The following is a 24,422-nucleotide window of genomic DNA, read 5'->3' as shown; positions in this document are numbered from 1 at the left end:
TGCCTGGTAAAGGCGCTGTTTATAGCTTGACGCTGAGAGGACTTCAAATTACTTTTTGCGTAAACCGATTACGCAAATCGAGAGATCGCCATGCCTACCCAAGAACAAGACCTACAGGCTCATCGATACCAGTCCGGCTTCGGTAACGAGTTCAGCAGCGAAGCGCTAGCCGGCGCGTTGCCGCTCGGTCAGAACTCACCGCAGAAGGTACCGTACGGGCTTTACACCGAGCTGCTGTCCGGCACCGCGTTCACCGTCCCGCGTAGCGAGGCGCGGCGGATCTGGCTGTATCGCATCCGGCCGTCTGCCAACCATGGCAAATACCTGCGGTTGGACAAGCAGCTGGAAGCGGCGCTGGGCGCCGTCACGCCGAACCGCCTGCGTTGGAACCCGGCGCCGATGCCTGAGGCTGCGACCGACTTCATCGATGGCCTGACGTGCGTCGCCGCCAATGGCGAGCCGAACCAGCCGGCGGGCGCAAGCATTTACCGTTACGCGGCCAACCAGTCGATGGAGCGGGTGTTCTTCGACGCTGATGGCGAGCTGTTGATCGTCCCCCAGCAGGGCACGCTGAAACTGGTTACCGAGTTGGGTGTGCTGGACGTGGCGCCGCTGGAGGTCGCGGTGATTCCGCGCGGCATGAAGTTTCGCGTCGAGTTGCTGGACACCAGCGCCAGTGGCTACGTCTGCGAGAACCACGGTTGCGCCTTGCGGCTGCCGGACCTGGGACCGATCGGCAGCAACGGTCTGGCCAATCCGCGCGATTTCCTGGCCCCCGTTGCGCACTTCGAAGAGCGTGACGAACCGGTCCAGCTGGTGCAGAAATTCCTCGGTGAGCTCTGGGCGACCGAGCTCGATCACTCGCCACTGGACGTCGTCGCCTGGCATGGCAATAACGTGCCTTACAAATACGACCTGCGCCGTTTCAACACCATCGGCACGGTCAGCTTCGACCATCCGGACCCGTCCATCTTCACGGTGCTGACGTCGCCAAGTGCCATCCACGGCATGGCCAATATCGATTTCGTCATCTTCCCGCCGCGCTGGATGGTGGCGGAAAACACCTTCCGGCCGCCGTGGTTCCACCGCAACCTGATGAACGAGTTCATGGGGCTGATCGCCGGCGCCTACGACGCCAAGGCCGATGGCTTCTCGCCGGGTGGCGCCTCGCTGCATAACTGCATGAGTGCCCACGGCCCGGATCATGTGTCCACTGAACAGGCCATCAACGCCGAACTCAAACCGCACAAGATCGAGAACACCATGGCCTTCATGTTCGAAACCGGCCAGGTGCTCCGGCCAACCCGCCAGGCACTGGAGAGCCCGCAGTTGCAGGATGACTACGACAGCTGCTGGGCCGGCCTGACCAAGACTTTCGACAAAAATGGGAACTGAGATGAGCGCACAGACCATGCCCGTACAAAACGCGTTACGCAGCTGGGTCGAATCGGCCAACGGCCACTCGGATTTTCCCCTCGCCAACCTGCCGCTGGGCGTCTTCAGCCGGGACGGCGGGCAGGCACGCGGTGGCGTTGCGATCGGTGACTACATTCTGGACCTGGCCGCAGCCTGCGAAGCCGGTCTGTTCGAAGGGCGCGCCGCCGAAGCGGCCAAGGCCGCCAGCGCCAGCAGCCTCAACGCCTTCTTTGCGCTGGGCGCACCGGCCCGCAAGGCGCTGCGCGAGGCGCTGCAAGGCTTGCTTGCCGACACCTGCGAGCAGCGCGAGCGCCTGCAAGGCATGGGCGAGACACTGTTGCAGCCGATGAGCCAGTGCCGGATGCACCTGCCGGCCAAGGTGGGCGACTACACCGACTTCTACGTCGGCATTCACCACGCTAACAACGTCGGCAAGCTGTTCCGTCCGGACAATCCCTTGCTGCCGAATTACAAGTACGTACCCATCGGCTATCACGGTCGCGCATCGACCATCGATGTCTCCGGCGCTACGGTCAAACGGCCCAATGGACAGACCATGCCGCCCGGTGCCACGGAGCCGAGCTTCGGTCCGAGCAAACGCCTGGATCACGAACTGGAGTTGGGCATCTGGATTGGTGAAGGCAACGCCCGTGGTGAAGCCATCGCAATTGGCGAGGCGGGCAGCCATGTCGCCGGTTTCTGTCTGCTCAACGATTGGTCGGCCCGTGATCTGCAAGCCTGGGAATACCAGCCGCTGGGGCCGTTTCTGTCCAAGAGTTTCGCCACCAGCGTCTCGCCCTGGGTGGTGACGCCCGAGGCCCTGGAACCCTTCCGCTGTGCACAACCGGCGCGTCCTGAAGGCGATCCGCAACCGTTGGCGTACCTGTACGACGAACAGGACCAGCGCCAGGGGGCGCTGGATATCGAGCTGGAGGTGCTGCTGCAGACCCAGGCCATGCGCGACAAGGGCCTGCCGGCGCAGCGCATCACCCTGAGCAGCACGCGCAACATGTATTGGACCGTGGCCCAGATGGTCGCTCACCACAGCGTCAATGGCTGCAGTCTGCAACCGGGCGACCTGTTCGGTTCGGGCACGTTGTCTGGTGAGACCACCGACAGCTGCGGCAGCCTGCTGGAGATCACCGTGGGCGGTAAGCAAGCGCTGGAACTGGCGAGCGGCGAAACCCGGACCTTCCTCGAGGACGGCGACGAGATCATCTTCAGGGCGCGTTGCCAGCGTGAGGGCTACGCTTCGATCGGTTTTGGCGAGTGCCGCGGCAGGGTGCTGCCCGCTTCACGCTGAGGTTGACGTCGACACGGCCCGGCTGTCGCGGTGGCAGCCGGGCTTTTTTGCATTTGCGATCAAGGCACTCCGGCGGTTTCCAGCGATTCCGCCGGACCGGTTGCCGCGCTCATCATCTGTTCGGCGAGCGCGGCGGTGAATGCCTGCGCCGCCGTCCAGCGCATGTGCACCGCATCGACGAACGAGGTCACCGGCGTGCTCCAGTCCTTGTCGGCGTTCCAGTAGGTGGCGCCGCTGGGGCTCAGCGCGTCGAGGATGCGCTGGTCGAAGTCGGCCATGAAGGTGCCGTCCGGGTCGTATTTTTCTTTCCAGCGCGGATGCAGAGGCGTAGAGACGACCATCAGTTGTCGCCCCTCTTGCTGCAGCCGTGTACCCATGTCCTGTAGCGCCTGGAAACAGCTGCGATCCAGTGGCTCCGGGCGGCCATAGAGGAGCTCGCGGGTGTTGGCGGTGTCCAGCGGTCCGTCGCCGAACCGGTTGAAGACCAACGGGTCCCATTCGATCTCCCCAGCGCGCTGCGCCTTGATCGTCAGCGCGTTGCGCACCAGAGACTTCGGCGAGAAATAGCGCAGGTAGTGGCCCCAGGGAGAGGCGTGCTCGTAGACGTAAGGATCCACATGCTCACGGTTGAACACGGCGGTGGGCACTCGCCAGCAGCCGGCGAAATCCTGTGGATCGGCAATCATCACGACGCTGCGGATGCTGGGCTCGCGGTCGAGCAGCCAGTGCCCGACGTAGGTCGACTGATTGGCGAACAGGCCGCAGAACGCACCGTTCATGGGGCGCACCTCGGGCATGGCCTGCGTCAGCACATTGCCGTCGACGTGGCGCCAGGCGACGGACGAACCGATGATCAGCAGGTTCGGCGCCTGGATCGGGTTGTCACGCATGAAGCTGAGTTTCTCGTCGGCGCAGGAGATGTTGGAGAACGCAGGTGGCGGCAGGTTGCCGGTCCGGTTCAGCAGCAACAACGTCAGGCAGAACACCACGAGCGCCCCGATCAGGCCGACGAACAAGGACAACAAATACCGCGAACCCACCTGGTTCGGCGCGCTGGCTGCGCGCGCCTGTTCATCGTGAAGGGTGCTGCCGTCCTTGGGAAATTCAGCGGTATGGACCATGGCTATTGTCCTTCGAGTTTGGCGCTGATGACCTGGGCGAAATGGCCCACGTTGCGCAGCGACTCCAGCTCGGCCGTTCGAAACTTGATGCCGAAGCGCTGCTCGGCGGCCACGGTCAGCATCACGTGGGCCTGGCTGTCCCAACCGTCGATGTCATTGGCCGTCATGTCCGGGGTCAGCACGATGCTGTCGTCATCGAACACATCGTGAAAAACCGGGGTGAGTGCCTTGAGTACGTCTGCTTCGGTCATGCTGATACCTCGATGAAATGACGGGGAGTGCCGATGGTGTCGAGCGCGTAGCGCCAGAAGGTCGCGTCGCTCGCTCCGTCGGCCGGTGTCGGGTGCTGAACGAAGCCAAGACGCGGATAGTGTTCGGCGACCATGGCGTTGCGCTCGGTGGGGCGGTATTCGCCGATCAACGCGCGGTAGCCGGCTGCGTTTGCGGCGCGGGCGAGCACCTCGAGCACGGCGTCTTCGACTTGCCGACCGAGCACCCGACAGCTCATCAGCCAGCTGTCGATCAACAGCTCATCCGAGCCGACGCGGGCGTCGGGGCGCGCCAGCACCACACTGATCAGTCCGTTGTCGCCGAATTTGTCGGCCAGCCGGATGGCCAGCGCCACCGCACGCGGATCGCTGGCGATGCGCTCGACTTCCGCCTCGCTGTAGCGCCTGGTGGTCAGGTTGAACTGGTTGGTCTTGTTGATCAGCTGAGTGCTGCGAGCGAGCTCGGCAGCGCCGATCCGGGTGGCGGTCAGCACCATCTCCAGGCCACGCAGATAGCCCTCCATGTCGGTCGCCTGACTCATCGCGGCCTTGCGCTCGGCATTCAACGCATAGTTGCGCCCGCGAGTGGCGTCATCCGAGGTAAAGGAAATGGCTTCGAAGTAGCCGGCCGCAGCCACCCGTGCGGGGTAATCGGCCACGTCGTCAGGCAGTTCGGGTACCGCGACCTCGGGCAGCTCGCGGCGCACGATGTCGCGTTCGGCCGGGTTGTCGTCGACGAACACCAGGCTGTCCAGGCCGATATCCAGCATCGAGGCGATGCGCCGCAGGTTTCCCGCCTTGTCCTCCCAGTTGGCGACGAAGGCGGCGATGTCGCTTCGCTTGAGCGCCATTTCCGGGAGGGCGAACGCGGCTTCGGCGACGCTCAGGTCGTTCTTGCTGCACACGGCCAGGATGATGCCGCGCCGGGCGAGCAGGGCGGCATAGCGCTGAAAGGACAGAAAGGCTTCGCCGCTGGGCGAGCCCTGGCCGAGATGAATGCCGCCGATGCCGTCGTCACCGATCACCCCGCCCCACAGCGTATTGTCCAGATCCAGCACCAGGCACTTGCGCGACAGGCCGACGCTCGCCGCGGCGATGCGAGCCAGCTGGTCCCCATACAGCGGCGCGAGGTGGGGGCTGACCAGCTGTTTGGCCTGGTGCCAGCGCACCGGCTCGGCCAGCCCATCGCCGTAGCTGCCACGCGCTGCTTCCCAGGCGAGGTCCATCAGCAGCACGCCGTCTTCGCGGGCCGCGGTGCGGATGGCGGTATTCAAACGCTCGATCACGGCACCGGGCGAGGCCGGCACCAGTGCTTCGAATGAGCCGAACAGCGGCGGGTCGGCCGGCACAATGGTTTGCTGCACCACCTGCGCGGCATAGCGCTCACGTGCGCGGCGCCAGAGCAGGCGCAACTCGTCGACACGGCCAGTTACCGCGGCATCCACTTCTTCCTGCGAGGCTTCCAGAGGCAACTGCAGCGGCGCATCGCGCGCGTCGAGTGCCAGCACGATCAGTTGCGGGGCGAAGCGGGTAAGGTCGACATCTTCCATGAGCAGCGCCTGGCGATACATCCCGTACGGCGCGACATGGGTCGAGATGGCCAGGCGGTGCTGCAAACCAGCGACCCGAATGGCCGGCACCAGATGGTCCACGGTATGCGACGACAACAGTGCGATGCGCAGCGAGCGCAGCCCCGCGGTCGGCGTTTCGCTGTTGCTCAGCGCTTGCAGGCCTTCGCTGGCCAGCCGGTCCAGGCGTGTGGTCTGGGTGAAGTCGCGACGGTAGCCAGCCAGCCGTGTGGCTTGGGCGAGCCGCGCAAGCGGATCGGTCTCGCGCTTGGCCTCGCCGATAGCAGCACTGAGGTCGGCATGTTGCGGTAGCCAGAGAAGCTGATCCATCAGGCATTCACTCCTTGAACATTAGAATTGGAAGTAGAGGAACTCGGTAGGGGCCATGGAAAACGCCACGGCCAAGGCAAAGAACCCCAGCACGCCAATGGCCAACCCAACGGCGGGCGTCGGGGACCACATGGCGATCGGGAACCAGCGCAGCAGCCAGTGCTCGCGAGGCTGGGCATCCAGCGCAGTGCGAAAGCGCGCCATCCATTGCTGCACGTTGGGCATCAGCCAGACGAAAGCGAGCAACACGATCACCGGGAAATAGTCGGACTTGTCGAACTTGACGCTCTGCTCGCTCAGGCCGGCCATGCCCGACAGCATGGTCATGGCCGTCGAAACACTGTCGGCGCGGAAGAACACCATTGCGACGACGACGCAAAGAAAGGTCAGCAGAACAGCGGCGGCGTGATAGACGAGCTTATCGCTGTCCATCGGCAGGCCCTGGCGCGCTTTGAACGCGCGGAAACCGTGGGCGACCACCAGATAGAAGCCGTGCAGCAGGCCGAACACCACGAACTGCCAGCCCGCACCGTGCCAGACGCCGGAAATGAACATGGTCAGCACCGTGGGGTAGGCGACCAGTACGACGAAGGTGCTCAGGTTCATCTTGCCCCGTCGTGGCAGCGGTTTGCCGGCGGCCATGCGAGCACGGGTGATGCGCATGACGATGGGGTTGTAGATGTAGGCGGTGAGAAAGCGCGTCAGGGTCATGTGCCAGCGCGACCAGTAGTCGATCAGGTTGTGCGCCTTGAAGGGGCTGTTGAAGTTGATCGGCAGCCGCAGGCCGAACAGCAAGCCGAGGCCGATGGCCATGTCGCTGTAGCCGGAAAAGTCGAAGTAGATCTGCAGGGTGTAGGTGAGCGCGCCAAACCAGGCGTCGTAGAACGCCGGTGTGGTCCCGTCGCTGGCTATCGTGAAGATCGGCGCGGTTTTCGCGCCCAGGGGGTCGGCAATGATGACTTTCTTGAACAGGCCGAGCAGGAAGACGGTGAGCCCCAGCGAGAGATTGTCGATGCGCGGACGGAAGGTGCTGGCGTCATTGAACTGCTTGAGCATCTCGCCATGGTGGGTGATCGGCCCGGCGATCAGCTGCGGGAAGAAGCTGATGAACAGGCAATAGTTGACGAAGTCATGCTCCTTTACCTCGCCATCGTGGGCGTCCACCAGGTAGGCGATCTGCTGGAAGGTGAAGAAGGAAATCGCCAGCGGCAGCACGATGTCGCCCAGGGTCCAGCCCAGGCCCAAGGCCGAGTCGAGGCTGTTGAACAGAAATCCGGTGTATTTGTAGTAGCCCAGCAGTGCCACGTTGGCGGCGACGCCAAGCACCAGGACCGCCCGCGACGGGCGTCGCATCAGGTAACCACCAATCAGGTAGTTGACCACCATGCTGCCGACCAGCAGTGGTACATAGGCGGGATTCCACCAGCCATAGAACACCAGTGACGCCAGCGTCAGCCAGATGGCTGCGTAACGTTGCCTGCCGGTGCCTGCCAGAAGAATGAAACCCAGAAGAACCACCGGAAGGAACCCGGCGATGAACACCACGGAGTTGAAGAGCATCGTCCTTTTCCTTATCCCTGAACATCCACGGTCGCTCTTCGGAACAGAGCGGCGATTGCACGGATGAATCACTCGTCCCGACAGCGGCTCGCTGTCGGTGCGCTTTGCTGAAACTCTCCCGGTTGCAGGCCGCTGAACGCGACGCTGCCGCAGACCTAAATCCCTTCACTGCTGGATGCTTGGCTCTGTCTGTGAATTAGGACACAAAGTTGTAAAAAAAAGTTGCGCCGCTCATCAGTCCGTGATCGCCCCGGACGGACGGCTAGAGGCGCTTAAATTGGGTGAATCGCAGGTGCTAGAGCGGTTCATGCACCACGAGCAATGGCGGCGCGGCGGCTTGCCGCAGTCTGGGTAGCAAACCCAACGGGGAAGGAACGGCCAGGGGGGAACCGACGGGCGCGGCGCGGATGGAGCGAGCCGCAGGAGAGAGGAGGAAACGCGGATGTTTGAGGGCTGGACCATTGCGGCACCAGCCCTGTCGGTTGTCAGCCGAAGAAGTACAAGCAACCGCCAATCACAACGCCCGAATAGATCAGCATCAGCAGGCAATAGCCCATGATGTCGCGCGCGCCGAGGCCGACGATGCCAAGAATGGGCAGCGCCCAAAACGGTTGAATCATGTTGGTCCAGGCATCGCCCCAGGCGATGGCCATGGCCGTAACGGCGGGCGTCACGCCCAGCGCCTGGCCGGCCGGTAGCATGATCGGACCCTGCACGGCCCACTGTCCGCCGCCAGACGGCACGAAGACGTTGACCAGCCCGGCGCTCAGGAAGGCCAGCACCGGGAAGGTATCGGCCGATGACCAGGCGATGAAGGTGTCGGTGATCTGCTTGCCCAGCGAAAGCCCGTCGGCGTTGGCACCGACCATCATGCCCATGATCCCGGCATAGAACGGGAACTGGATGACGATACCGCTGATGCCGCCAATGCCGTCCTGCACCGCGCGCATGTAGCGTTCGGGCGAGCCATGCAGCGCCAGACCGATGAACAGGAACAGGCCGATCACGATGTTCAGGGTCAAGGCAAAGCCGTTCTCGGCGAAGTAATAGCCGAAGTAGACCACGCCCAACGCGACGATGATCAGGTTGAGCACGCGGCTGTCGTCCAGGCGTTGCGCCAGGGTGTTGCGTGGCAGCGGCTCATGCGCCGGGTCGGTCAGCAGTGACGGGTCGGCGACCTTGGGGTCTTTCGGATGCATCGCCCAATTGAGAATCGGCAGGCCGATGACCAACAGGGCGATGATGGTCAGGTTCATGGCGGTGAACAGCGTGTCGCCGACGCCAATGGCGCCGGTGATCACGCCGCCGCTCATGCGCTCCAGGTCCGCGCCGCCGGTGGCCAGCGACAGCGGGATCGAGCCGGACAGCCCGCCGTGCCAGATCAGAAAGCCCGAATAGGCCGCCGCGACCAGCAGGGGATAGTCGACACCTTTGACTTCACGGGCCAGGGCGCGGGCGAACACCGCACCGATCACCAGGCCGAACCCCCAGTTGATCCAGGAACCGGCGAGCGCGACGAGGGTGACCAGCACCACGGCACGCCCGGGCGTACGTGCGCCTCGTGCCAGGCCAGCCAGCAAGCGGTGAATCGCCGGTGCGCTGGCCAGCGCATGGCCGGTCACCAGAATCAGCGCCATCTGCATGGCGAAGGTGAGCAAGTTCCAGAAGCCCGTCCCCCAGTGCTTGGCCATGGCGGGCAAGCCCTGGCCTGTGACCAGCATGCTGGCGGCCAGCACGATGAGGCTGAGCAGGATGGCGAAGACAAAAGGCGAGGGGAGGTAGCGCTGTACGAGCTTCACACTCGCTGAGGTGATGGCATTGAGCATGGATTGATCCTTGTTTTTATTGCTGCTTGTAGTGGTTGTTTGAAAAGCTGCTGCGCCGTAGGAGCTGGCTTTGCCTGCGACCTTTGGTTCAGACGCCGTTGTGGCCGCGGTCGCCGGTAGAACCTGCTCCTACATAAAAGCTGCTGCGCCGTAGGAGCTGGCTTTGCCTGCGACCTGTGGTTCAGACGCCGCCGTGGCCGCGGTCGCAGGTAGAACCTGCTCCTACATAAAAGCTGCTTAGCCGTAGGAGCTGCTCTGCCTGCGACCTTTGGTTTCAGACGCCGTTGTGGTCCCGATCGCAGGTAGAACCTGCTCCTACATAAAAGCTGCTTAGCCGTAGGAGTTGGCTCTGCCTGCGACCTGTGGTTTCAACCACCGTCGTGGCCTCGGTCGCAGGTAGAACCTGCTCCTACATGGAGCCGCTGCGCCGTAGGAGCTGGCTCTGCCTGCGACCCGTGGCTTCAGACGCCGTCGTGGTCCCGGTCGCCGGTAGAACCTGCTCCTACATGGAGCCGCTGTGCTGTAGGAGCAGGCTCTGCCTGCGACTCGCGTTTCAGCCTCCGCCGTGGTCCCGGTCGCCGGTAGAACCTGCTCCTACAAGATGCCGCGCGGCGTCAGGCGCGTTCGATAGCCAGTGCAACGCCCTGACCGCCGCCGATGCACAGCGTGGCCAGGCCTTTCTTGGCGTCGCGACGGATCATTTCGTGCAGCAAGGTGACCAGTACACGGCAACCAGACGCTCCGATCGGGTGGCCCAGGGCGATCGCGCCGCCGTTGACGTTGACCTTGCTCGCATCCCAGCCAAGCTCCTGGCCAACCGACAGGGCCTGGGCGGCGAAGGCTTCGTTGGCCTCGATCAGGTCCAGTTGGTCCAGTGACCAACCGGCTTTGTCCAGGCAGCGGCGCGTGGCGGAGACCGGCGCGATGCCCATGATGGCTGGGTCGACACCGGCGTTGGCGTAGGCCTTGATGGTCGCCAACACCGGCAAGCCCAGGGCCTTGGCCTTGCCGGCGCTCATCAACAGCACGGCGGCGGCGCCGTCGTTGAGGCTGGAGGCGTTGCCCGCGGTGACCGAGCCATCCTTCTTGAACGCCGGCTTGAGTTTCGCCAGTGCCTCGGCCGTGGTGCCGGCGCGTGGCTGTTCGTCGGTATCGAAGCGCAGCGGCTCACCCTTGCGTTGCGGTATCTCGATGGGGGTGATCTCGTCCCTGAAGCGCCCAGCCTCGATGGCCGCCACGGCCTTCTGCTGCGACGACGCGGCGAAGGCGTCCTGGGCTTCGCGGCTGATCTGATACTTGTCGACCAGATTTTCGGCGGTGATGCCCATATGGAAGTCGTTGAACGCGTCCCAGAGGCCGTCGCTGATCATCGAATCGACCAGTTCGGCATGGCCCATACGCAGCCCGGTGCGCGCCTTGGGCAGCACGTAGGGCGCCAGGCTCATGTTCTCCTGGCCACCGGCGATGATCACCTCGGCATCGCCGCAACGGATGGCCTGGGTGGCGAGGTGCAGCGCCTTGAGACCCGAACCGCAGACTTTGTTCAGTGTGAATGACGGCACCGCGTGCGGCAGGCCGGCCTTGATCGAGGCCTGGCGCGCAGGGTTCTGCCCGGAGCCGGCGGTCAGCACCTGACCCAGGATGACTTCGTCCACGTCGGCAGGATTCAGCCCGGTCTGCTCGAGCAGGCGTTTGATCACTGCAGCGCCCAGGTCCGGCGCGGCAATGTTGGCCAGGCTGCCCTGAAAGGCGCCGATGGCGGTGCGGGTGGCGGCAACGATGACGACGTCTTGCATGAAAATTCTCCAATCCGAAACGGGAAAAAGCCCCGCATGCGCAACGCGCATCACGAGGCTCTCGAACAACGCGATCAGGCGAACTGCATTTCCGGTACGTGATCCGGGATTACCAGCTCACCGGCCGTCTTGGCGACGATTTCCTCGACGCTCACACCCGGCGCGCGCTCCTTGAGCACGAAGGCGCCATTCTCAATTTCCAGATAGGCCAGATCGGTCAGTACGCGCTTGATGCAGCCGGCCCCGGTCAGCGGCAGCGTGCACTTGGACAGCAATTTGGACTCGCCATCCTTCGAGGCGTGCGTCATCAGCACGATGATGTTTTCGGCGCCGGCGACCAGGTCCATCGCGCCGCCCATGCCCTTGACCAGCTTGCCGGGGATCATCCAGGAGGCGATGTTGCCCTGCACGTCGACCTCGAACGCCCCGAGTACGGTGAGATCGATATGGCCGCCGCGGATCATCGCGAAGGATTCGGCCGAATTGAAAATGGACGCGCCGACACGCGCGGTCACGGTCTGCTTGCCGGCATTGATCATGTCGGCGTCGAGCTCTTCTTCGGTGGGGAAGGGCCCCATGCCGAGCAGCCCGTTCTCCGACTGCAGCATCACTTCCATGCCCTCGGGCACGTAGTTGGCGACCAGCGTCGGGATGCCGATGCCGAGGTTCACGTAGTAGCCGTCCTGCAGCTCATGGGCGACGCGCTGGGCCATTTGTTCGCGGGAAAGTGCCATCGTCTGTTCCTCTTTGTTGTTCTTCTGATTAGCTGCGGACGGTGCGCTTCTCGATGCGCTTCTCGAAGGTCCCGCAGATGATGCGGTCGACGTAGATGCCGGGCGTGTGGATCTGGGTGGGGTCGATCTCGCCGGGCTCGACGATCTCCTCGACTTCGACCACGGTGATCTTCGCGGCCGCGGCGGCCAGCGGATTGAAGTTCTGCGCCGTGTGACGGTAGATCACGTTGCCATAGCGGTCGGCCTTCCAGCCCTTGACGATGGCGAAGTCGCCAGTAATGGCGTGCTCGAGGATATGCGGTCGGCCGTTGAATTCGCGTACGTCCTTGCCCTCGGCGATGGGCGTGCCGTAGCCGGTCGCCGTATAGAAGGCCGGAATGCCGGCACCGCCAGCGCGCATCTTCTCGGCCAGCGTGCCCTGAGGCGTCAGTTCGACTTCCAGTTCACCTTCGAGCAACTGCTTTTCGAACAGGGCGTTTTCACCCACGTAGGAGGCAATCATCTTGCGGATCTGACGATCTTCCAGTAGCACGCCGAGGCCAAAGCCGTCGACGCCGCAGTTGTTGGAAACCACGGTGAGGTCGCGGGTGCCCTTGCGCTTGATCTCGGCGATCAGGTTCTCGGGAATGCCGCACAGGCCGAAGCCGCCCGCCAGGACGGTCATGCCGTTTTCCAGCCCGTCGAGCGCTTCGGCGTAGGAGTTCACGCGCTTGTCGAAACCAGCCATAAGCCTTCCTTCTTGTTGTTTGAGACCAGTGACCCGAGTGTTCCTGTGCGGCGTGGATTTGTTAAGTTGATTTTTAAGCGCTATTGATTGATAAAACAAAACAAAGCACCACAACGTTTCTCGCCCGCGGACTACGCCAATGACTGTCAAACAACTTCGCGCCTTTCTTGCGGTGGCACAGACGCTGAGCTTTGCCCAGGCCTGCGAACGGCTGCACCTGTCGCAATCGGCGCTGAGCCTGACCATCAAGGCGTTGGAAGACGGCTTGGGTGGCCGCCTGTTCAGCCGTACGACTCGGGCTGTCAGCCTGACGCCTGAAGGCGAGGCATTGTTGCCGCTGGCGCGCCGGTTGCTGGCCGATTGGGACAACGCCGAGGACGAATTGCGCCAACGCTTCACCTTGCAACAGGGCCGGGTGGCGCTGGCCTCGATGCCGTCCTTCGCGGGCAATCTGCTACCGGGGGTGCTGCGCACCTTTCGCGACCGCTACCCCTCGATTAGCGTCACCGTGCACGACGTCATCAATGAGCAGGTCATGGAGATGGTTCGTGACCGGCAGGTGGAAATCGGCATCGCCTTCGAGCCGGAACCCAGCATGCCGTTGAGTTTCACACCGCTGTATCTCGATCGTTTCGTGGCCGTGGTGCCGGCCGGTTCGACCCTGGCCAGCCAGGCCGAAGTCAGCTGGAGCGCCTTGCTCGAGCATCCCTTCATTACCCTGCAGCGCCCCTCGACCGTGCGCGTCATGCTCGAGGACCATCTGCGCCCGCGCGGTCGTCAGCTGCCGGTGCAGTTCGAAAGCCATCAGCTGGCCACGGTGGGCCGCATGGTCGCCAGCGGCCTGGGCGTCAGCGCGGTTCCGGCGTTGTGCCGCGAGCAAATGCTCGAACTGGGCGCCCGCTGTGTGGCGCTGGGCGATCCGGTGATCGAAAAGCCGGTGGGCATCCTGACCAAACCCGGCCATGAACTCTCGGTGGCGGCCCAAGCCATCGCGGACACTTTGCGCGGGGCCACCGGTTATCCGGTCGGTAGAGCGTAGGGGCGGCAGGTCGAGGCCAGCGGCACGCATACACAGGTGGAATGATTGGCGGCGCCAGTGTGTGGTGGGTGCTCCGCCCAAGTCCGTCAGCGCCTGTCAGCCTCAGCGCCACCGTCCCGCATCGACGCCACGCCAATGGCGCAATGCCATGCGCTGCGACCGTCCGTCAGCGTTCGGCTGACGCCGCCTGCGTTTTCTTGATTTGGGTCAGTTTCTGTTGAGCGGCGGCTAAAGAATTGCAGAGGGCGCCGATACGCAGGCTGTATCCGGCATGCTGTCTTGTCGGCCGTAGTCAGCACTGCGGCCCCCAGCCTAGCGTGCGCAATCTGGCTTCATCTTAAGGACGATGACTCATGTCTCTACGCAATATCGGCATCGCTATTCGAGCGACCCTCGCCTTCGGCCTGGTCGCGATCCTACTGGTATGCATCGGCGCGTTTTCGCTGATTCAGATGGCCCGCATGGACAGCGCCGCCGATGAGCTCAGCGACAACTGGATGCCATCGCTTTCGGTCCTCAAGGACGTGAACCAGGCGATTTTACGTCAACGGATCTTCACGCTTCGTACACTGGTGCTCACCGATGAGGCCGCACTGGCCAAGAACATGGCCAGCATCAAAGAGTTGAAAAGCCAGGTCGAGACGATGACCGTGGAGTACGAGCGCTACCTCACCGGTGCCGAGGAACGGTCATTGTTTGACGCCTTCAAGCGTGCCTACTCGGTCTATCAGAACGATCAGCAAACCGTGCTTGGCTACGTGGACCAGGGCCGCCTTGAGGACGCGCGCAGCTACCTCAACGTGACCCTGTTGGCCAACGCCGATGTGTTGATGAAAACGCTGATCGCCTTGGGTGATTTCAACAATGCTGGCGCAAAAGGCGCCACGCAGAGCGCAAATGATACCTACGACAGTGCGCGCTTGGCAGTGATGGTGGCCATCGCCGTCGCCTTGCTCATCAGTGTTCTTCTGGCCTGGCTGCTGATTCGCAGTATCGTCATACCGCTGGCCGAAGCGGTGCGGGTCACCGAGGTTGTCGCGGCGGGCGATCTCACCAAAACCATCGACGTGCAGGGCAAAGATGAACCGGCGCGCCTGCTCGAGTCGATGAAGGCCATGCAGGCGAGCCTGCGTAACACCATTCAGAGCATTTCCGATTCGTCGAACCAGCTTGCCTCGGCAGCCGAAGAGCTCAACGTGGTGACCGAGGATTCGAGCCGAGGCCTGGCGCAGCAGAACGGCGAGATCGAACAGGCCGCGACCGCCGTCAACCAGATGACCGCGGCGGTCGACGAGGTGGCCCGCAATGCCGTCACGACGGCAGAAGCCTCCAAGCAGTCGGAACGCTCGGGACGTGAAGGCCAGCAGCAAGTGGCTCGCACGGTCCAGTCGATCAACGACCTGGCCGAGGGCGTGACCCTGACGGCAGGCCAGGTTGGGGAGCTCGCGGACAAGGTTCGTGACATCAGCAAGGTGCTCGACGTGATTCGGGCGATCGCCGAGCAGACCAACCTGCTGGCGCTCAACGCGGCAATCGAGGCCGCGCGTGCTGGCGATGCCGGGCGTGGCTTCGCCGTGGTGGCCGACGAGGTGCGTGCCCTGGCGCATCGTACTCAGCAATCGACCCAGGAAATCGAGGAAATGATCGGCGGCATCCAGCAAGGCACCGACCGCGCGGTGCAGGCCATGCAGCGCAGCAATGATCAGGCCCGCTCCACCCTGACCGTTGCCGAGGCGGCCGGTGAAGCGCTGAACCAGATCGCGGCGGCCATCGCGACCATCAGCGAGCGCAACCTGCTGGTCGCCAGTGCTTCCGAAGAACAGGCGCAGGTCGCGCGCGAAGTCGACCGCAACCTGGTCAACATCCGCGATCTGTCCATGCAGACGTCGGCAGGCGCGAATCAAACCAGCGCTGCCAGCCAGGAGCTTGCCCAGCTTGCCGTTGGACTGCGGACGCTGGTGACCCGCTTCGCGGTGTAACGCCCATCCACCTCGATATCCCATTGCTGCGGGAACCAGAACGGTGGCGACCGGGGCGGGCCCTGACGCCACCGTTCTGTCGCGATGCGGGGGGGGCGTCCGCCCGGCCTTGCTCGGACGAAACCGACCCAGGGAGGGCTGGCTGCGAGCCGCACGTTACGCTCGATCACTCGGTCTGTGACGCCCGACGCGCGTCGTGTTTTATTTTCTGCGCCTTGCTGGTCCATAATCCCGAGCAAATCACTCGGTTGGACATTTTCATGCAAGAGGCCGCATCCACGAATGCACCGATGCACGAGCAAGATCGTTACCGTCTGCTGATCGATTCAATCACCGATTACGCGATCTACATGCTTGACGCCGATGGCCGTATCGCCAGCTGGAATGCCGGAGCCAGGCGTTTCAAGGGCTATGCCGAAACCGAGATCCTGGGCCAGCACTTCTCCCGCTTCTATACCGAGGAAGACCGTGCAGCGGGCATGCCGCAGAAAACCCTGGACACCGCCGTCGCCGAAGGGCGCTTCGAAGGGGAAGGCTGGCGCGTACGCAAGGACGGCTCGCGGTTCTGGTGTCACGTGGTGGTCGATCCGATCTGGGCAGCGGACGGTAGTTTGCTCGGCTTCGCCAAGATCACCCGAGACCTGACCGAGCGCAAGCTGGCCGAGGAGTCGCTGCAAAAGAGCGAACAGCAGTTTCGTTTGCTGGTTCAGGGCGTCACCGATTACGCCATCTACATGCTCGACCCGAGCGGCTTGGTGACCAGTTGGAACATGGGCGCACAGCGCATCAAGGGTTATCTGCCTGACGAAATCACTGGGCGCCACTATTCGATTTTCTTCACCGACGAGGACCGGCGAGACGGCGTGCCCCAGCGTGGTCTCGACAGGGCGCTGCGCGAGGGGCGCTTCGAAAGCCAGGGGTGGCGTGTGCGCAAGGACGGCTCGCGTTTCTGGGCCAACGTGGTGGTGGACCCTATCCGCAGCGAGACGGGAACGCTGATCGGCTTCGCCAAGGTAACGCGCGATATCACCGAAAGCGTCGAGGCACAGCGTGAATTGGAAAAAACACGAGAGGCGCTGTTCCAGTCGCAGAAGATGGAGTCGCTCGGCCGGCTGACCGGTGGTATAGCCCACGACTTCAACAACCTGCTCATGGCGGTAACGGGCGCGCTGGAAGTCGCCCGTCGACGGGTAGCGGGCGACCCGTCCCTCGTCCCGTTGCTGGACAACGCTATCCACGGCGCGCGGCGCGGTATCTCCCTGTCCCAGCGCATGCTGGCATTCGCGCGGCGCCAGGAGCTTCATCTCGAAGTGGTCGATGTGCCAGCTCTTGTGCATGGGATGGGCGATTTGCTGCGCCAGTCGCTCGGGCCTCGTATCCAGATCGAAACCCGCTTCCCGCTTGCGCTCAAGCCGGTACTGGCGGACGCCAACCAGATCGAGATGGCGCTGCTCAACCTGGCGGTCAATGCCCGGGATGCGATGCCGGACGGCGGTACCGTGATCGTTTCTGCCCGGGAACACCGGCTCGACGTGAAGGAGGGGCCGCTGGAGCCTGGCGATTACCTGCGCCTGGCCCTGATAGACGAGGGCGAAGGCATGGACGAACCGACGCTCAAGCAGGCGATGGAGCCGTTTTTCACCACCAAGGATGTCGGCAAGGGCACCGGGCTGGGGCTCTCGATGATTCATGGCCTTGCTGCGCAGTGCGGCGGCCGATTGGTGCTCAGGAGCACGAAGGGGCAGGGCACCACCGCCGAGCTATGGCTGCCGATTGCGGATCAGCCTACCGTTCCGGTTGAACCGGTACAGCTCTGCGCATCTGACGCGCAGACGCCGGTCGCTCTCAAGGTTCTGGTGGTCGATGACGATCCGCTGGTGCTGATGACCATCGCCGCGATGCTCGAGGACCTGGGTTGCGAGGTGATCGAGGCGAGCTCAGCGGCGCAGGCGCTGGACGTTCTGGCGGAGCACCGGGTCCAACTGGTGCTGACCGATCAGGCCATGCCCCACATGACTGGCGCCCAGCTGGCGGAGATTATCCAGCAGCGCTATCCGACCTTGCCGGTACTGCTCGCCACCGGCTATGCCGACAAGCTGAGCGGGCCGGCCGGCGAGCTCCCTCGGCTTGGCAAACCATTCAACCAGGCAACGCTGGCCCAGAGCATCGCCAGCGTGATGAACCGCGCCTGACGATCGGCCCAGCGACTGGCGCCCGGCAGCTCGCCGTACGCCTTATGGTCAAGAATGCGCGCCTTACCATTTCTAGCGCTGTTCAGCGCCCGTACGCCGGCCCGCCAGCCCGTGCCTTACCGAGACGGACAGCTGCTGCCAGCCGCGCCGTTGCGGCCAATCGCCAACGTAGAGCGGCTTTTGCGATTATCGGCCAGCGGGACGATAATCGAACACCGCTCACCGATCAGGCTGCCAGCCCATGAACGACGAATCCCGCCCCCGTAGTGCCCCTTTGGCGCCGGCCATCATCGCGTCGCCGGCCAAGCGAATCGAAGCGCTGACCGGCGACCCGAACTTCATGACCTCGTTGGCACGCGGGTTGGCGGTGATCCATGCATTTCAGGAGCGCAAGCGCCACCTGACCATCGCCCAGATCAGCCACCGGACGGAAATCCCCCGGGCCGCGGTGCGCCGTTGCCTGCACACGCTGATCAAGCTCGGCTATGCCACCACGGACGGTCGCACCTACTCGCTGCTGCCCAAGGTGCTGACGCTCGGCCACGCCTACCTGTCGTCGACGCCGCTGGCGGTGACCGCGCAGCCGATCCTCGATCGCCTCAGCGATCAGCTCCACGAAGCCTGTTCCATGGCGACACTCGAGGGTGAAGAGGTGCTCTACGTGGCGCGTTCGGCCACGCCGCAGCGCTTGATTTCCGTCGACCTCAGCGTCGGCAGCCGGTTGCCGGCGTATTGCACGTCCATGGGCCGGATCCTGCTGGCGGCATTGGACGACGCGGCGTTGGGCGATTACCTGGAAAACGCGAATCTGCAGATCAAGACCAGCCGCACGCTGCACACGCCGGAGGCCATCCGAGCATCCATCGAGGAAATCCGTCAGCAGGGGTGGGTCATCATCGATCAGGAGCTCGAAGTCGGCCTGCGTTCGCTGGCCGTGCCGCTGAAGGATTCGGCCGGGCAAGTGCTGGCGGCGTTGAATGTCGGTACCCACGCCAGCCGGGTGTCCAAACACGAATTGGAGACGCGTTTCCTGCCGGTCTTGCTGGAGGCGAGCAAGGAGCTGAGCACCCGCTTGTTCCATTGATCCGCTCCGGTTCAACGCGTGCTGGACCAAGGGCGCGTTTGGCTGATTGATAATGTTGTGTTCGATAATCGAACGGTGATCCGATTATCGGATTGTTCTGTCCCGGTTCGATGTTTAGTGTTTGTCCACCCGCGGATTCGTTCGTGATCAGGACATCAACACGAGACATGACCCATGGCCGAGCTCCTACCCCTGAATGAGGCAATCGATCGCTTCGTCAGCAACGGCGACACCGTCGCCCTTGAAGGTTTCACCCATCTGATTCCCACCGCCGCCGCCCACGAACTCATCCGCCAGGACAAGAAAGACCTGACGCTGGTGCGGATGACCCCGGACCTGGTCTACGACCTGATGATCGGTGCCGGTTGCGCGAAGAAGCTGGTGTTCTCCTGGGGCGGTAATCCGGGTGTCGGCTCGCTGCATCGCCTGCGCGACGCGGTGGAGAAACAATGGCCGCATCCATTGGAAGTCCAGGAACACAGCCACGCCGACCTGGCCAATGCTTACGTGGCCGGGGCCTCCGGTTTGCCGTTCGCGGTGTTGCGGGCCTACCTCGGTTCCGACCTGCCGAAGGTCAACCCGATGATCAAGTTCATCCAATGCCCCTTCACTGGCGAGACCCTGGCCGCAGTCCCCAGTGTGCGGCCCGATGTGACGGTGATTCATGCGCAGAAGGCCGACCGCAAGGGCAATGTACTGATCGCCGGCATCCTCGGGGTGCAGAAGGAAGCGGCGTTGGCCGCCAAGCGTTGCATCGTCACCGTCGAAGAAGTCGTCGACGACCTGCAAGCGCCGATGAACGCCTGCGTGTTGCCGACCTGGGCGCTGAGCGCCGTGTGTCTGGTACCGGGAGGGGCACATCCCTCGTACGCCCACGGCTACTACGAGCGCGACAACCGGTTCTACCAGCAATGGGACCCGATTGCCCGCGATCGCGACCGCTTTACTGCCTGGGTCGACGACTTCATCCGCGGGACCGCAAATTTCTCAGCATTCCAGGCCAAGTGGGCCGCGCAGCAGGAGGCCAAGTGATGAGCGCTCATGCCCAGGACTACAGCACCAGTGAAATGATGACCGTCGCCGCTTCCCGCCGTCTGGGCGATGGCTGCGTCTGCTTCGTCGGCATCGGCCTGCCATCCAAGGCCGCTAACCTGGCGCGCCTGACCCATGTCCCGGATGTGGTGCTGATCTACGAGTCAGGGCCCATCGGCGCGAAGCCTTCGGTACTGCCGCTGTCCATCGGTGACGGCGAGCTGGCTGAAACCGCTGACACGGTGGTGCCGACGGCTGAGATTTTCCGCTACTGGCTGCAGGGCGGGCGTATCGACGTCGGCTTTCTCGGTGCGGCGCAGGTGGACAAGTACGGCAACATCAACACCACGGTGATCGGCGACTATCACCAACCGAAAGTTCGCTTGCCTGGGGCGGGCGGGGCGCCGGAAATTGCCGGGTCGGCGAACAAGGTGCTGATCATCCTCAAGCAGTCGCACCGCACCTTCGTCGACAAGCTGGCGTTCATCACCTCGGTTGGTTTCGGCGAAGGTCATGACCACCGCAAACGGCTTGGGTTGCCGGGCGCCGGGCCGGTGGGAATCATCACCGACCTGTGCATCATGGAGCCCGAAGCCGGGTCCAACGAGTTCGTGGTGACGTCGCTGCACCCGGGCGTGACCCGCGAGCAGGTGATCGAGAATACCGGTTGGGCCATCCGTTTCGCCGATGATCTGGGCGAAACCGAGCCGCCCACCGAGACAGAACTGGAGGCCCTGCGCGCCCTCGAGGCCCGCACCGCCGCCGCCCACGGACAAGCTGGAGGTGACGAGTGACACGCGACGTCTTTATCTGCGATGCGATACGCACGCCCATCGGCCGCTTCGGCGGCGCGCTGGCGGCCGTGCGGGCCGACGATCTGGCCGCGATTCCGATCAAGGCCCTGCTCGAGCGCAATCCCGGGCTCGACCCGGCGGCCGTCGACGAAGTCTTCATGGGTAGTGCCAACCAGGCCGGCGAGGACAACCGCAACGTCGCGCGCATGGCCGCGCTGCTGGCCGGGTTGCCCGAGACGGTTCCGGGCGTGACCTTGAATCGCCTCTGCGCCTCGGGCATGGACGCGGTGGGCAGTGCCTTCCGTGCCATTGCCTGTGGCGAGATGGAGCTGGCCATCGCTGGCGGCGTCGAGTCCATGACCCGCGCGCCTTACGTAATGAGCAAGGCTGATACCGCGTTCGGTCGCACCCAGAAGATCGAAGACACCACCATCGGCTGGCGCTTCATCAACCCGAAGATGAAGGAACGGTACGGCGTCGATGCCATGCCACAGACCGCCGACAATGTCGCTGAGGAGCACCGGATCAGCCGTGAGGACCAGGACGCCTTCGCCCTGCGCAGTCAGCAACGCACCGGCAAGGCGCAGGCTGCCGGGTTCTTCGCCGAGGAAATCGTCCCGGTGGTGATCCAGGGGCGCAAGGGCGAGACCGTGGTGGACACCGACGAGCATCCGCGGCCGGATACCACCGCCGAGGCGCTGGCCAAGCTCAAGCCGGTCAACGGGCCGGACAAGACGGTCACCGCCGGCAACGCCTCGGGCGTCAACGACGGGGCGGCAGCGCTGATCCTCGCCAGCGCGGACGCTGTGCAGAAATACGGCCTCAAGCCCCGCGCCAAGGTGCTCGGCATGGCCAGCGCCGGTGTGGCCCCTCGCGTCATGGGCTACGGTCCGGTGCCAGCCGTGCGCAAGCTGTGCGAGCGGCTGAAGCTGTCCGTGAGCGATTTCGACGTGATCGAACTCAACGAAGCCTTCGCGGCCCAGGCGCTGGCGGTCACCCGCGATCTCGGTCTGGAAGATGACAGCGCGAAGGTCAACCCGCAGGGCGGTGCGATCGCCCTTGGCCATCCGTTGGGCATGAGCGGTGCGCGGCTGGTGCTGACCACCGTGCATGCGCTGGAGAAGAACGGCGGCAAGCTGGGCCTGGCGACCATGTGTGTCGGTGTGGGCCAAGGCCTGGCGCTGGCGGTCGAGCGCGTCTGACGTCTAGCCTTGGTGGGTTGAGGCAGAACGCTGCCATGGGCTGGTGGGCTAAAACCCACCCGCCGCCTTTCGCGGTCAAGACCGCTCCCACGGGTGGGTGAGTGCGCTTAAGGCTATGCGCGCTCGTGTGTGGGAGCGGTCTTGACCGCGAGCGTTTCAGAGAAGCCGGGCTGTCAGGCCACTCAGGAGATTGGGCCGGGCTGCGCTCCGCTTTAGCCCACCTGTTGATCAGTCCACCCGCACCCGTCATTCGATTTATACCCAGGAGGTTCCGATGCCCAGCGTAAAACTCGCCGATGGCGAACTGAATTACCGTCTCGATGGCCCGGTCGACGCGCCGGTTCTGGTGCTGTCCAACTCGCTTGGGACCACGCTCGAAATGTGGGATGCGCAGGTGCCGACCTTCAGCGAACGCTTTCGCGTATTGCGCTACGACACCCGTGGGCACGGCGGCTCAACCGTTACGCCGGGGCCATACAGCATCGAGCAGCTCGGCCGTGATGTGCTGGACCTGGTGGACGCCCTGGGGATCGACCGTTTCGCCTTCTGCGGCCTGTCCATGGGCGGGCTGATCGGCCAGTGGCTCGGCATCAACGCCGGCGAACGACTGACGCGGCTGGTGATCTGCAACACCGGCGCGAAGATCGGCACCGATGAAGTGTGGAACGAGCGTATCGACAGCGTGCTGCAAGGTGGTGAGCAGGCCATGCGTGACATGCGTGATGCTTCTGTCGCTCGCTGGTTCACGCCCGGATTCGCCGCGCAGCAACCTGTCGTGGTTGATCGGATCACCCAGATGGTCGCCAGCACGTCGCCTGCTGGATATGCCGCCAATTGCGCGGCGGTGCGCGATGCCGACTATCGGGAGCAGTTAGGCGAAATCAAGGTGCCGACATTGATCGTCTGTGGCAGCCAAGACCCGGTCACAACGGCTGAGCATGGCCGCTTCATCGAGGCGCGAGTCGCCGGGGCGCAACTGATCGAGCTCGACACCGCGCATCTGTCCAATGTCGAGGCGGGTGAAGCCTTTACCCGACCGGTACTAGGGTTCCTTCGCGGATAACGTGACCGTACCGATTCGATAAAAAACCGGGCCACAGGGCCCGGTAAAAAGATCAACGAGGAGAGCGTGGGTACGGCGCTCTGTTACCAGAGCGCCAAGGTGTAGCTGAGGATCAGGCGGGTTTCGTTGAGGTCGCTGCCGAAGCTGCTGCGCACCGTGGCGTTGCGCACCTTCATGCCGAAGTTCTTCAGCGGTCCGTTCTGGACCACGTAGGCGATGTCGGTGTCGCGCTCCCACTCTTTACCTTCGCCCCCGCCGGCCAGGTTGACGCTGTCACCAGACACGTAGCGGGTCATCAGGGTCAGCCCAGGGATGCCTGCCGCTGCGAAATCATAGTCGTAGCGAACCTGCCATGACTTCTCATCTTCGTTACCGAAGTCATTGATCTGCAACAGGTTTATCAGCATGTTGTCGCCACCGCTGACATACGCGAAGCCGGTGTCGCCGCTCATCTTCTGGTAGCCGCCGGTGAAGCCGTGGCCACCGATCTTGTAAGTGAACAGCGCGCCGAAGGCGTTGTTGTCGACGTTGCTGCCACCGTCGTCGGTGGAGCGCACATAGCGCAGGTCGGTCTTGAAGCTCTGGTTGTCACCCAGCGGCAGCACGTGCACCAGTTGCGTGTTGTGCTGCTTGTAGATGCCGTCCAGGCCACCGTAGTAGTAGCTGGCCGTCAGCTCGGGGCTGAACTGGTACTTGCCGCCAGCGAACAGGAATTCATCGCTGGTCTTGGTGCTGCCGAGCACGATGTTGCGCGCACCGCCAGTGAAGACGGTCATCTCTTCGCTGTCCGAGGAGTCCCGGTAGCTGATGTCGGTGAGCTTACCGGCATCGAGCGTCAGGCCTTCGACCTCCTTGCTCTGCAACCAGGCACCCCGGTAGGTGTTCGGCAGCAGGCGGCTGTCGTTGCGCATCACCACCGGCAGGATCGGTTGCAGGGTGCCGATATGCAGCGTGGTGTTGGATACCTTGGCCTTGGCTGTCAGGCCGGCCGAGCCGTAGTCGTCCTGGGCCCGCTTGGTTTCCAGGTCGCGCTGCAGGATGCCGGTGCCAGAACGGTCCGGGCTGGAGTCGAGTTTGACGCCCAGTAGGCCGACCGCATCGAGGCCGAAACCGACCGGGCCGTCGGTGTAGCCCGACTCGATCTTCATGATGAAGCCCTGGGCCCATTCATCGGCCTTGGACTGGCTCGCGCCGCTCTCGCGGAAGTCACGGTTCATATAGAAGTTGCGTAGCTCGACGCTGGCCTTGCTGTCGTCGAGAAACGCGGCGCTGGCCGGACCGGCGATGCTCAACGCGATACTGATGCCGAGCAGGCTGCGGACGAAGTTGCGGTGGTCTTTCATAATGCTTCCTTTTGTTGTTATTGGAGGGGTGTTGCCAGGTTCCC

General features: G+C 63.6%; 19 protein-coding genes. 10 read left to right on the top strand and 9 right to left on the bottom strand.

What is annotated here, in order from left to right:
* Positions 1–90 precede the first annotated feature (90 nt).
* Entirely contained in the window at positions 91–1,395 is a 1,305-nt protein-coding gene (hmgA, locus tag KVO92_RS03190; protein ID WP_217474235.1) for a homogentisate 1,2-dioxygenase, read from the top strand.
* 16 nt (positions 1,396–1,411) lie between these two features.
* Complete coding sequence (gene fahA / locus KVO92_RS03185) at positions 1,412–2,719, top strand: fumarylacetoacetase (RefSeq protein WP_217475413.1); 1,308 nt, start codon at positions 1,412–1,414, stop codon at positions 2,717–2,719.
* A gap of 59 nt (positions 2,720–2,778) precedes the next feature.
* Here fahA and KVO92_RS03180 read toward each other — a convergent pair whose 3' ends face one another.
* From KVO92_RS03180 to KVO92_RS03145, 8 genes are all read right to left on the bottom strand, one after another.
* A complete protein-coding gene (locus tag KVO92_RS03180) occupies positions 2,779–3,840 on the bottom strand; it encodes a hypothetical protein (RefSeq protein WP_217474234.1) in 1,062 nt (353 codons plus the stop codon).
* A 2-nt stretch (positions 3,841–3,842) separates the two neighbouring features.
* The gene (locus tag KVO92_RS03175) at positions 3,843–4,091 is read right to left on the bottom strand and encodes an acyl carrier protein (RefSeq protein ID WP_217474233.1); all 249 of its coding nucleotides are present in this window, start codon (positions 4,089–4,091) and stop codon (positions 3,843–3,845) included.
* Positions 4,088–6,007 (bottom strand): HAD-IIIC family phosphatase, encoded by a 1,920-nt coding sequence (locus tag KVO92_RS03170; RefSeq protein WP_217474232.1) that lies wholly within the window; start codon positions 6,005–6,007, stop codon positions 4,088–4,090. Before KVO92_RS03170 ends, KVO92_RS03175 begins: the two co-directional genes overlap by 4 nt.
* A gap of 21 nt (positions 6,008–6,028) precedes the next feature.
* A complete protein-coding gene (locus tag KVO92_RS03165) occupies positions 6,029–7,567 on the bottom strand; it encodes an MBOAT family O-acyltransferase (RefSeq protein ID WP_217474231.1) in 1,539 nt (512 codons plus the stop codon).
* A gap of 485 nt (positions 7,568–8,052) precedes the next feature.
* Complete coding sequence (locus KVO92_RS03160) at positions 8,053–9,393, bottom strand: short-chain fatty acid transporter (protein WP_217474230.1); 1,341 nt, start codon at positions 9,391–9,393, stop codon at positions 8,053–8,055.
* A 614-nt stretch (positions 9,394–10,007) separates the two neighbouring features.
* Positions 10,008–11,189, bottom strand: a complete 1,182-nt coding sequence (locus KVO92_RS03155; protein WP_217474229.1) for an acetyl-CoA C-acetyltransferase — start codon at positions 11,187–11,189, stop codon at positions 10,008–10,010.
* A gap of 74 nt (positions 11,190–11,263) precedes the next feature.
* Positions 11,264–11,923 carry a CoA transferase subunit B gene (locus tag KVO92_RS03150; RefSeq protein WP_217474228.1) on the bottom strand — a complete coding sequence of 220 codons (660 nt, stop codon included), beginning with the start codon at positions 11,921–11,923 and terminating at the stop codon, positions 11,264–11,266.
* A gap of 28 nt (positions 11,924–11,951) precedes the next feature.
* On the bottom strand, positions 11,952–12,650 hold the full coding sequence (locus KVO92_RS03145; RefSeq protein ID WP_217474227.1) for a CoA transferase subunit A: 699 nt from the start codon (positions 12,648–12,650) through the stop codon (positions 11,952–11,954).
* Positions 12,651–12,789: 139 nt separating this feature from the next.
* Between KVO92_RS03145 and KVO92_RS03140 the strand changes: the two genes are divergently transcribed.
* The 8 genes from KVO92_RS03140 to pcaD all read left to right on the top strand — a co-directional run bounded on the left by KVO92_RS03140 (position 12,790) and on the right by pcaD (position 23,035).
* Entirely contained in the window at positions 12,790–13,689 is a 900-nt protein-coding gene (locus KVO92_RS03140) for a LysR family transcriptional regulator (protein ID WP_217474226.1), read from the top strand.
* Positions 13,690–14,042: 353 nt separating this feature from the next.
* A complete protein-coding gene (locus KVO92_RS03135) occupies positions 14,043–15,668 on the top strand; it encodes a methyl-accepting chemotaxis protein (protein WP_217474225.1) in 1,626 nt (541 codons plus the stop codon).
* Positions 15,669–15,958: 290 nt separating this feature from the next.
* Entirely contained in the window at positions 15,959–17,860 is a 1,902-nt protein-coding gene (locus KVO92_RS03130; RefSeq protein WP_254621267.1) for a hybrid sensor histidine kinase/response regulator, read from the top strand.
* 241 nt (positions 17,861–18,101) lie between these two features.
* Entirely contained in the window at positions 18,102–18,944 is an 843-nt protein-coding gene (locus tag KVO92_RS03125) for an IclR family transcriptional regulator domain-containing protein (protein ID WP_217474223.1), read from the top strand.
* A 174-nt stretch (positions 18,945–19,118) separates the two neighbouring features.
* On the top strand, positions 19,119–19,976 hold the full coding sequence (locus KVO92_RS03120) for a CoA transferase subunit A (protein WP_217474222.1): 858 nt from the start codon (positions 19,119–19,121) through the stop codon (positions 19,974–19,976).
* On the top strand, positions 19,976–20,770 hold the full coding sequence (locus KVO92_RS03115; RefSeq protein WP_217474221.1) for a CoA-transferase subunit beta: 795 nt from the start codon (positions 19,976–19,978) through the stop codon (positions 20,768–20,770). The genes KVO92_RS03120 and KVO92_RS03115 overlap by 1 nt, the downstream gene beginning before the upstream one ends.
* A complete protein-coding gene (gene pcaF / locus KVO92_RS03110; protein ID WP_217474220.1) occupies positions 20,767–21,972 on the top strand; it encodes a 3-oxoadipyl-CoA thiolase in 1,206 nt (401 codons plus the stop codon). The genes KVO92_RS03115 and pcaF overlap by 4 nt, the downstream gene beginning before the upstream one ends.
* A 274-nt stretch (positions 21,973–22,246) precedes the next feature.
* Complete coding sequence (gene pcaD / locus KVO92_RS03105; RefSeq protein ID WP_217474219.1) at positions 22,247–23,035, top strand: 3-oxoadipate enol-lactonase; 789 nt, start codon at positions 22,247–22,249, stop codon at positions 23,033–23,035.
* An 83-nt stretch (positions 23,036–23,118) separates the two neighbouring features.
* On the opposite strand, the gene KVO92_RS03100 is transcribed toward pcaD, so the two are convergent.
* Positions 23,119–24,378, bottom strand: coding sequence for an OprD family porin (locus KVO92_RS03100; RefSeq protein WP_217474218.1), 1,260 nt, complete (start codon positions 24,376–24,378; stop codon positions 23,119–23,121).
* Positions 24,379–24,422: the final 44 nt, after the last annotated feature.

Source organism: Stutzerimonas stutzeri, assembly GCF_019090095.1.
In the GTDB taxonomy this organism is placed as follows: Bacteria; Pseudomonadota; Gammaproteobacteria; order Pseudomonadales; family Pseudomonadaceae; genus Stutzerimonas; species Stutzerimonas stutzeri_AN.
Note: the sequence above shows the minus strand (reverse complement) of the source record. Positions and strands in the feature narration are given on the sequence as shown.

Bases quoted from the DNA above. Each gene is read 5' to 3' on its own strand.
- KVO92_RS03170 (WP_217474232.1), bottom strand. From the start codon at position 6,007: ATGGATCAGCTTCTCTGGCTACCGCAACATGCCGACCTCAGTGCTGCT.
- hmgA (WP_217474235.1), top strand. From the start codon at position 91: ATGCCTACCCAAGAACAAGACCTACAGGCTCATCGATACCAGTCCGGC.
- KVO92_RS03160 (WP_217474230.1), bottom strand. From the start codon at position 9,393: ATGCTCAATGCCATCACCTCAGCGAGTGTGAAGCTCGTACAGCGCTAC.
- KVO92_RS03155 (WP_217474229.1), bottom strand. From the start codon at position 11,189: ATGCAAGACGTCGTCATCGTTGCCGCCACCCGCACCGCCATCGGCGCC.
- KVO92_RS03130 (WP_254621267.1), top strand. From the start codon at position 15,959: ATGCACGAGCAAGATCGTTACCGTCTGCTGATCGATTCAATCACCGAT.
- pcaD (WP_217474219.1), top strand. From the start codon at position 22,247: ATGCCCAGCGTAAAACTCGCCGATGGCGAACTGAATTACCGTCTCGAT.
- KVO92_RS03125 (WP_217474223.1), top strand. From the start codon at position 18,102: ATGAACGACGAATCCCGCCCCCGTAGTGCCCCTTTGGCGCCGGCCATC.
- KVO92_RS03150 (WP_217474228.1), bottom strand. From the start codon at position 11,923: ATGGCACTTTCCCGCGAACAAATGGCCCAGCGCGTCGCCCATGAGCTG.
- KVO92_RS03100 (WP_217474218.1), bottom strand. From the start codon at position 24,378: ATGAAAGACCACCGCAACTTCGTCCGCAGCCTGCTCGGCATCAGTATC.
- KVO92_RS03120 (WP_217474222.1), top strand. From the start codon at position 19,119: ATGGCCGAGCTCCTACCCCTGAATGAGGCAATCGATCGCTTCGTCAGC.
- KVO92_RS03180 (WP_217474234.1), bottom strand. From the start codon at position 3,840: ATGGTCCATACCGCTGAATTTCCCAAGGACGGCAGCACCCTTCACGAT.
- KVO92_RS03165 (WP_217474231.1), bottom strand. From the start codon at position 7,567: ATGCTCTTCAACTCCGTGGTGTTCATCGCCGGGTTCCTTCCGGTGGTT.
- KVO92_RS03115 (WP_217474221.1), top strand. From the start codon at position 19,976: ATGAGCGCTCATGCCCAGGACTACAGCACCAGTGAAATGATGACCGTC.
- KVO92_RS03140 (WP_217474226.1), top strand. From the start codon at position 12,790: ATGACTGTCAAACAACTTCGCGCCTTTCTTGCGGTGGCACAGACGCTG.
- fahA (WP_217475413.1), top strand. From the start codon at position 1,412: ATGCCCGTACAAAACGCGTTACGCAGCTGGGTCGAATCGGCCAACGGC.
- KVO92_RS03135 (WP_217474225.1), top strand. From the start codon at position 14,043: ATGTCTCTACGCAATATCGGCATCGCTATTCGAGCGACCCTCGCCTTC.
- KVO92_RS03145 (WP_217474227.1), bottom strand. From the start codon at position 12,650: ATGGCTGGTTTCGACAAGCGCGTGAACTCCTACGCCGAAGCGCTCGAC.
- KVO92_RS03175 (WP_217474233.1), bottom strand. From the start codon at position 4,091: ATGACCGAAGCAGACGTACTCAAGGCACTCACCCCGGTTTTTCACGAT.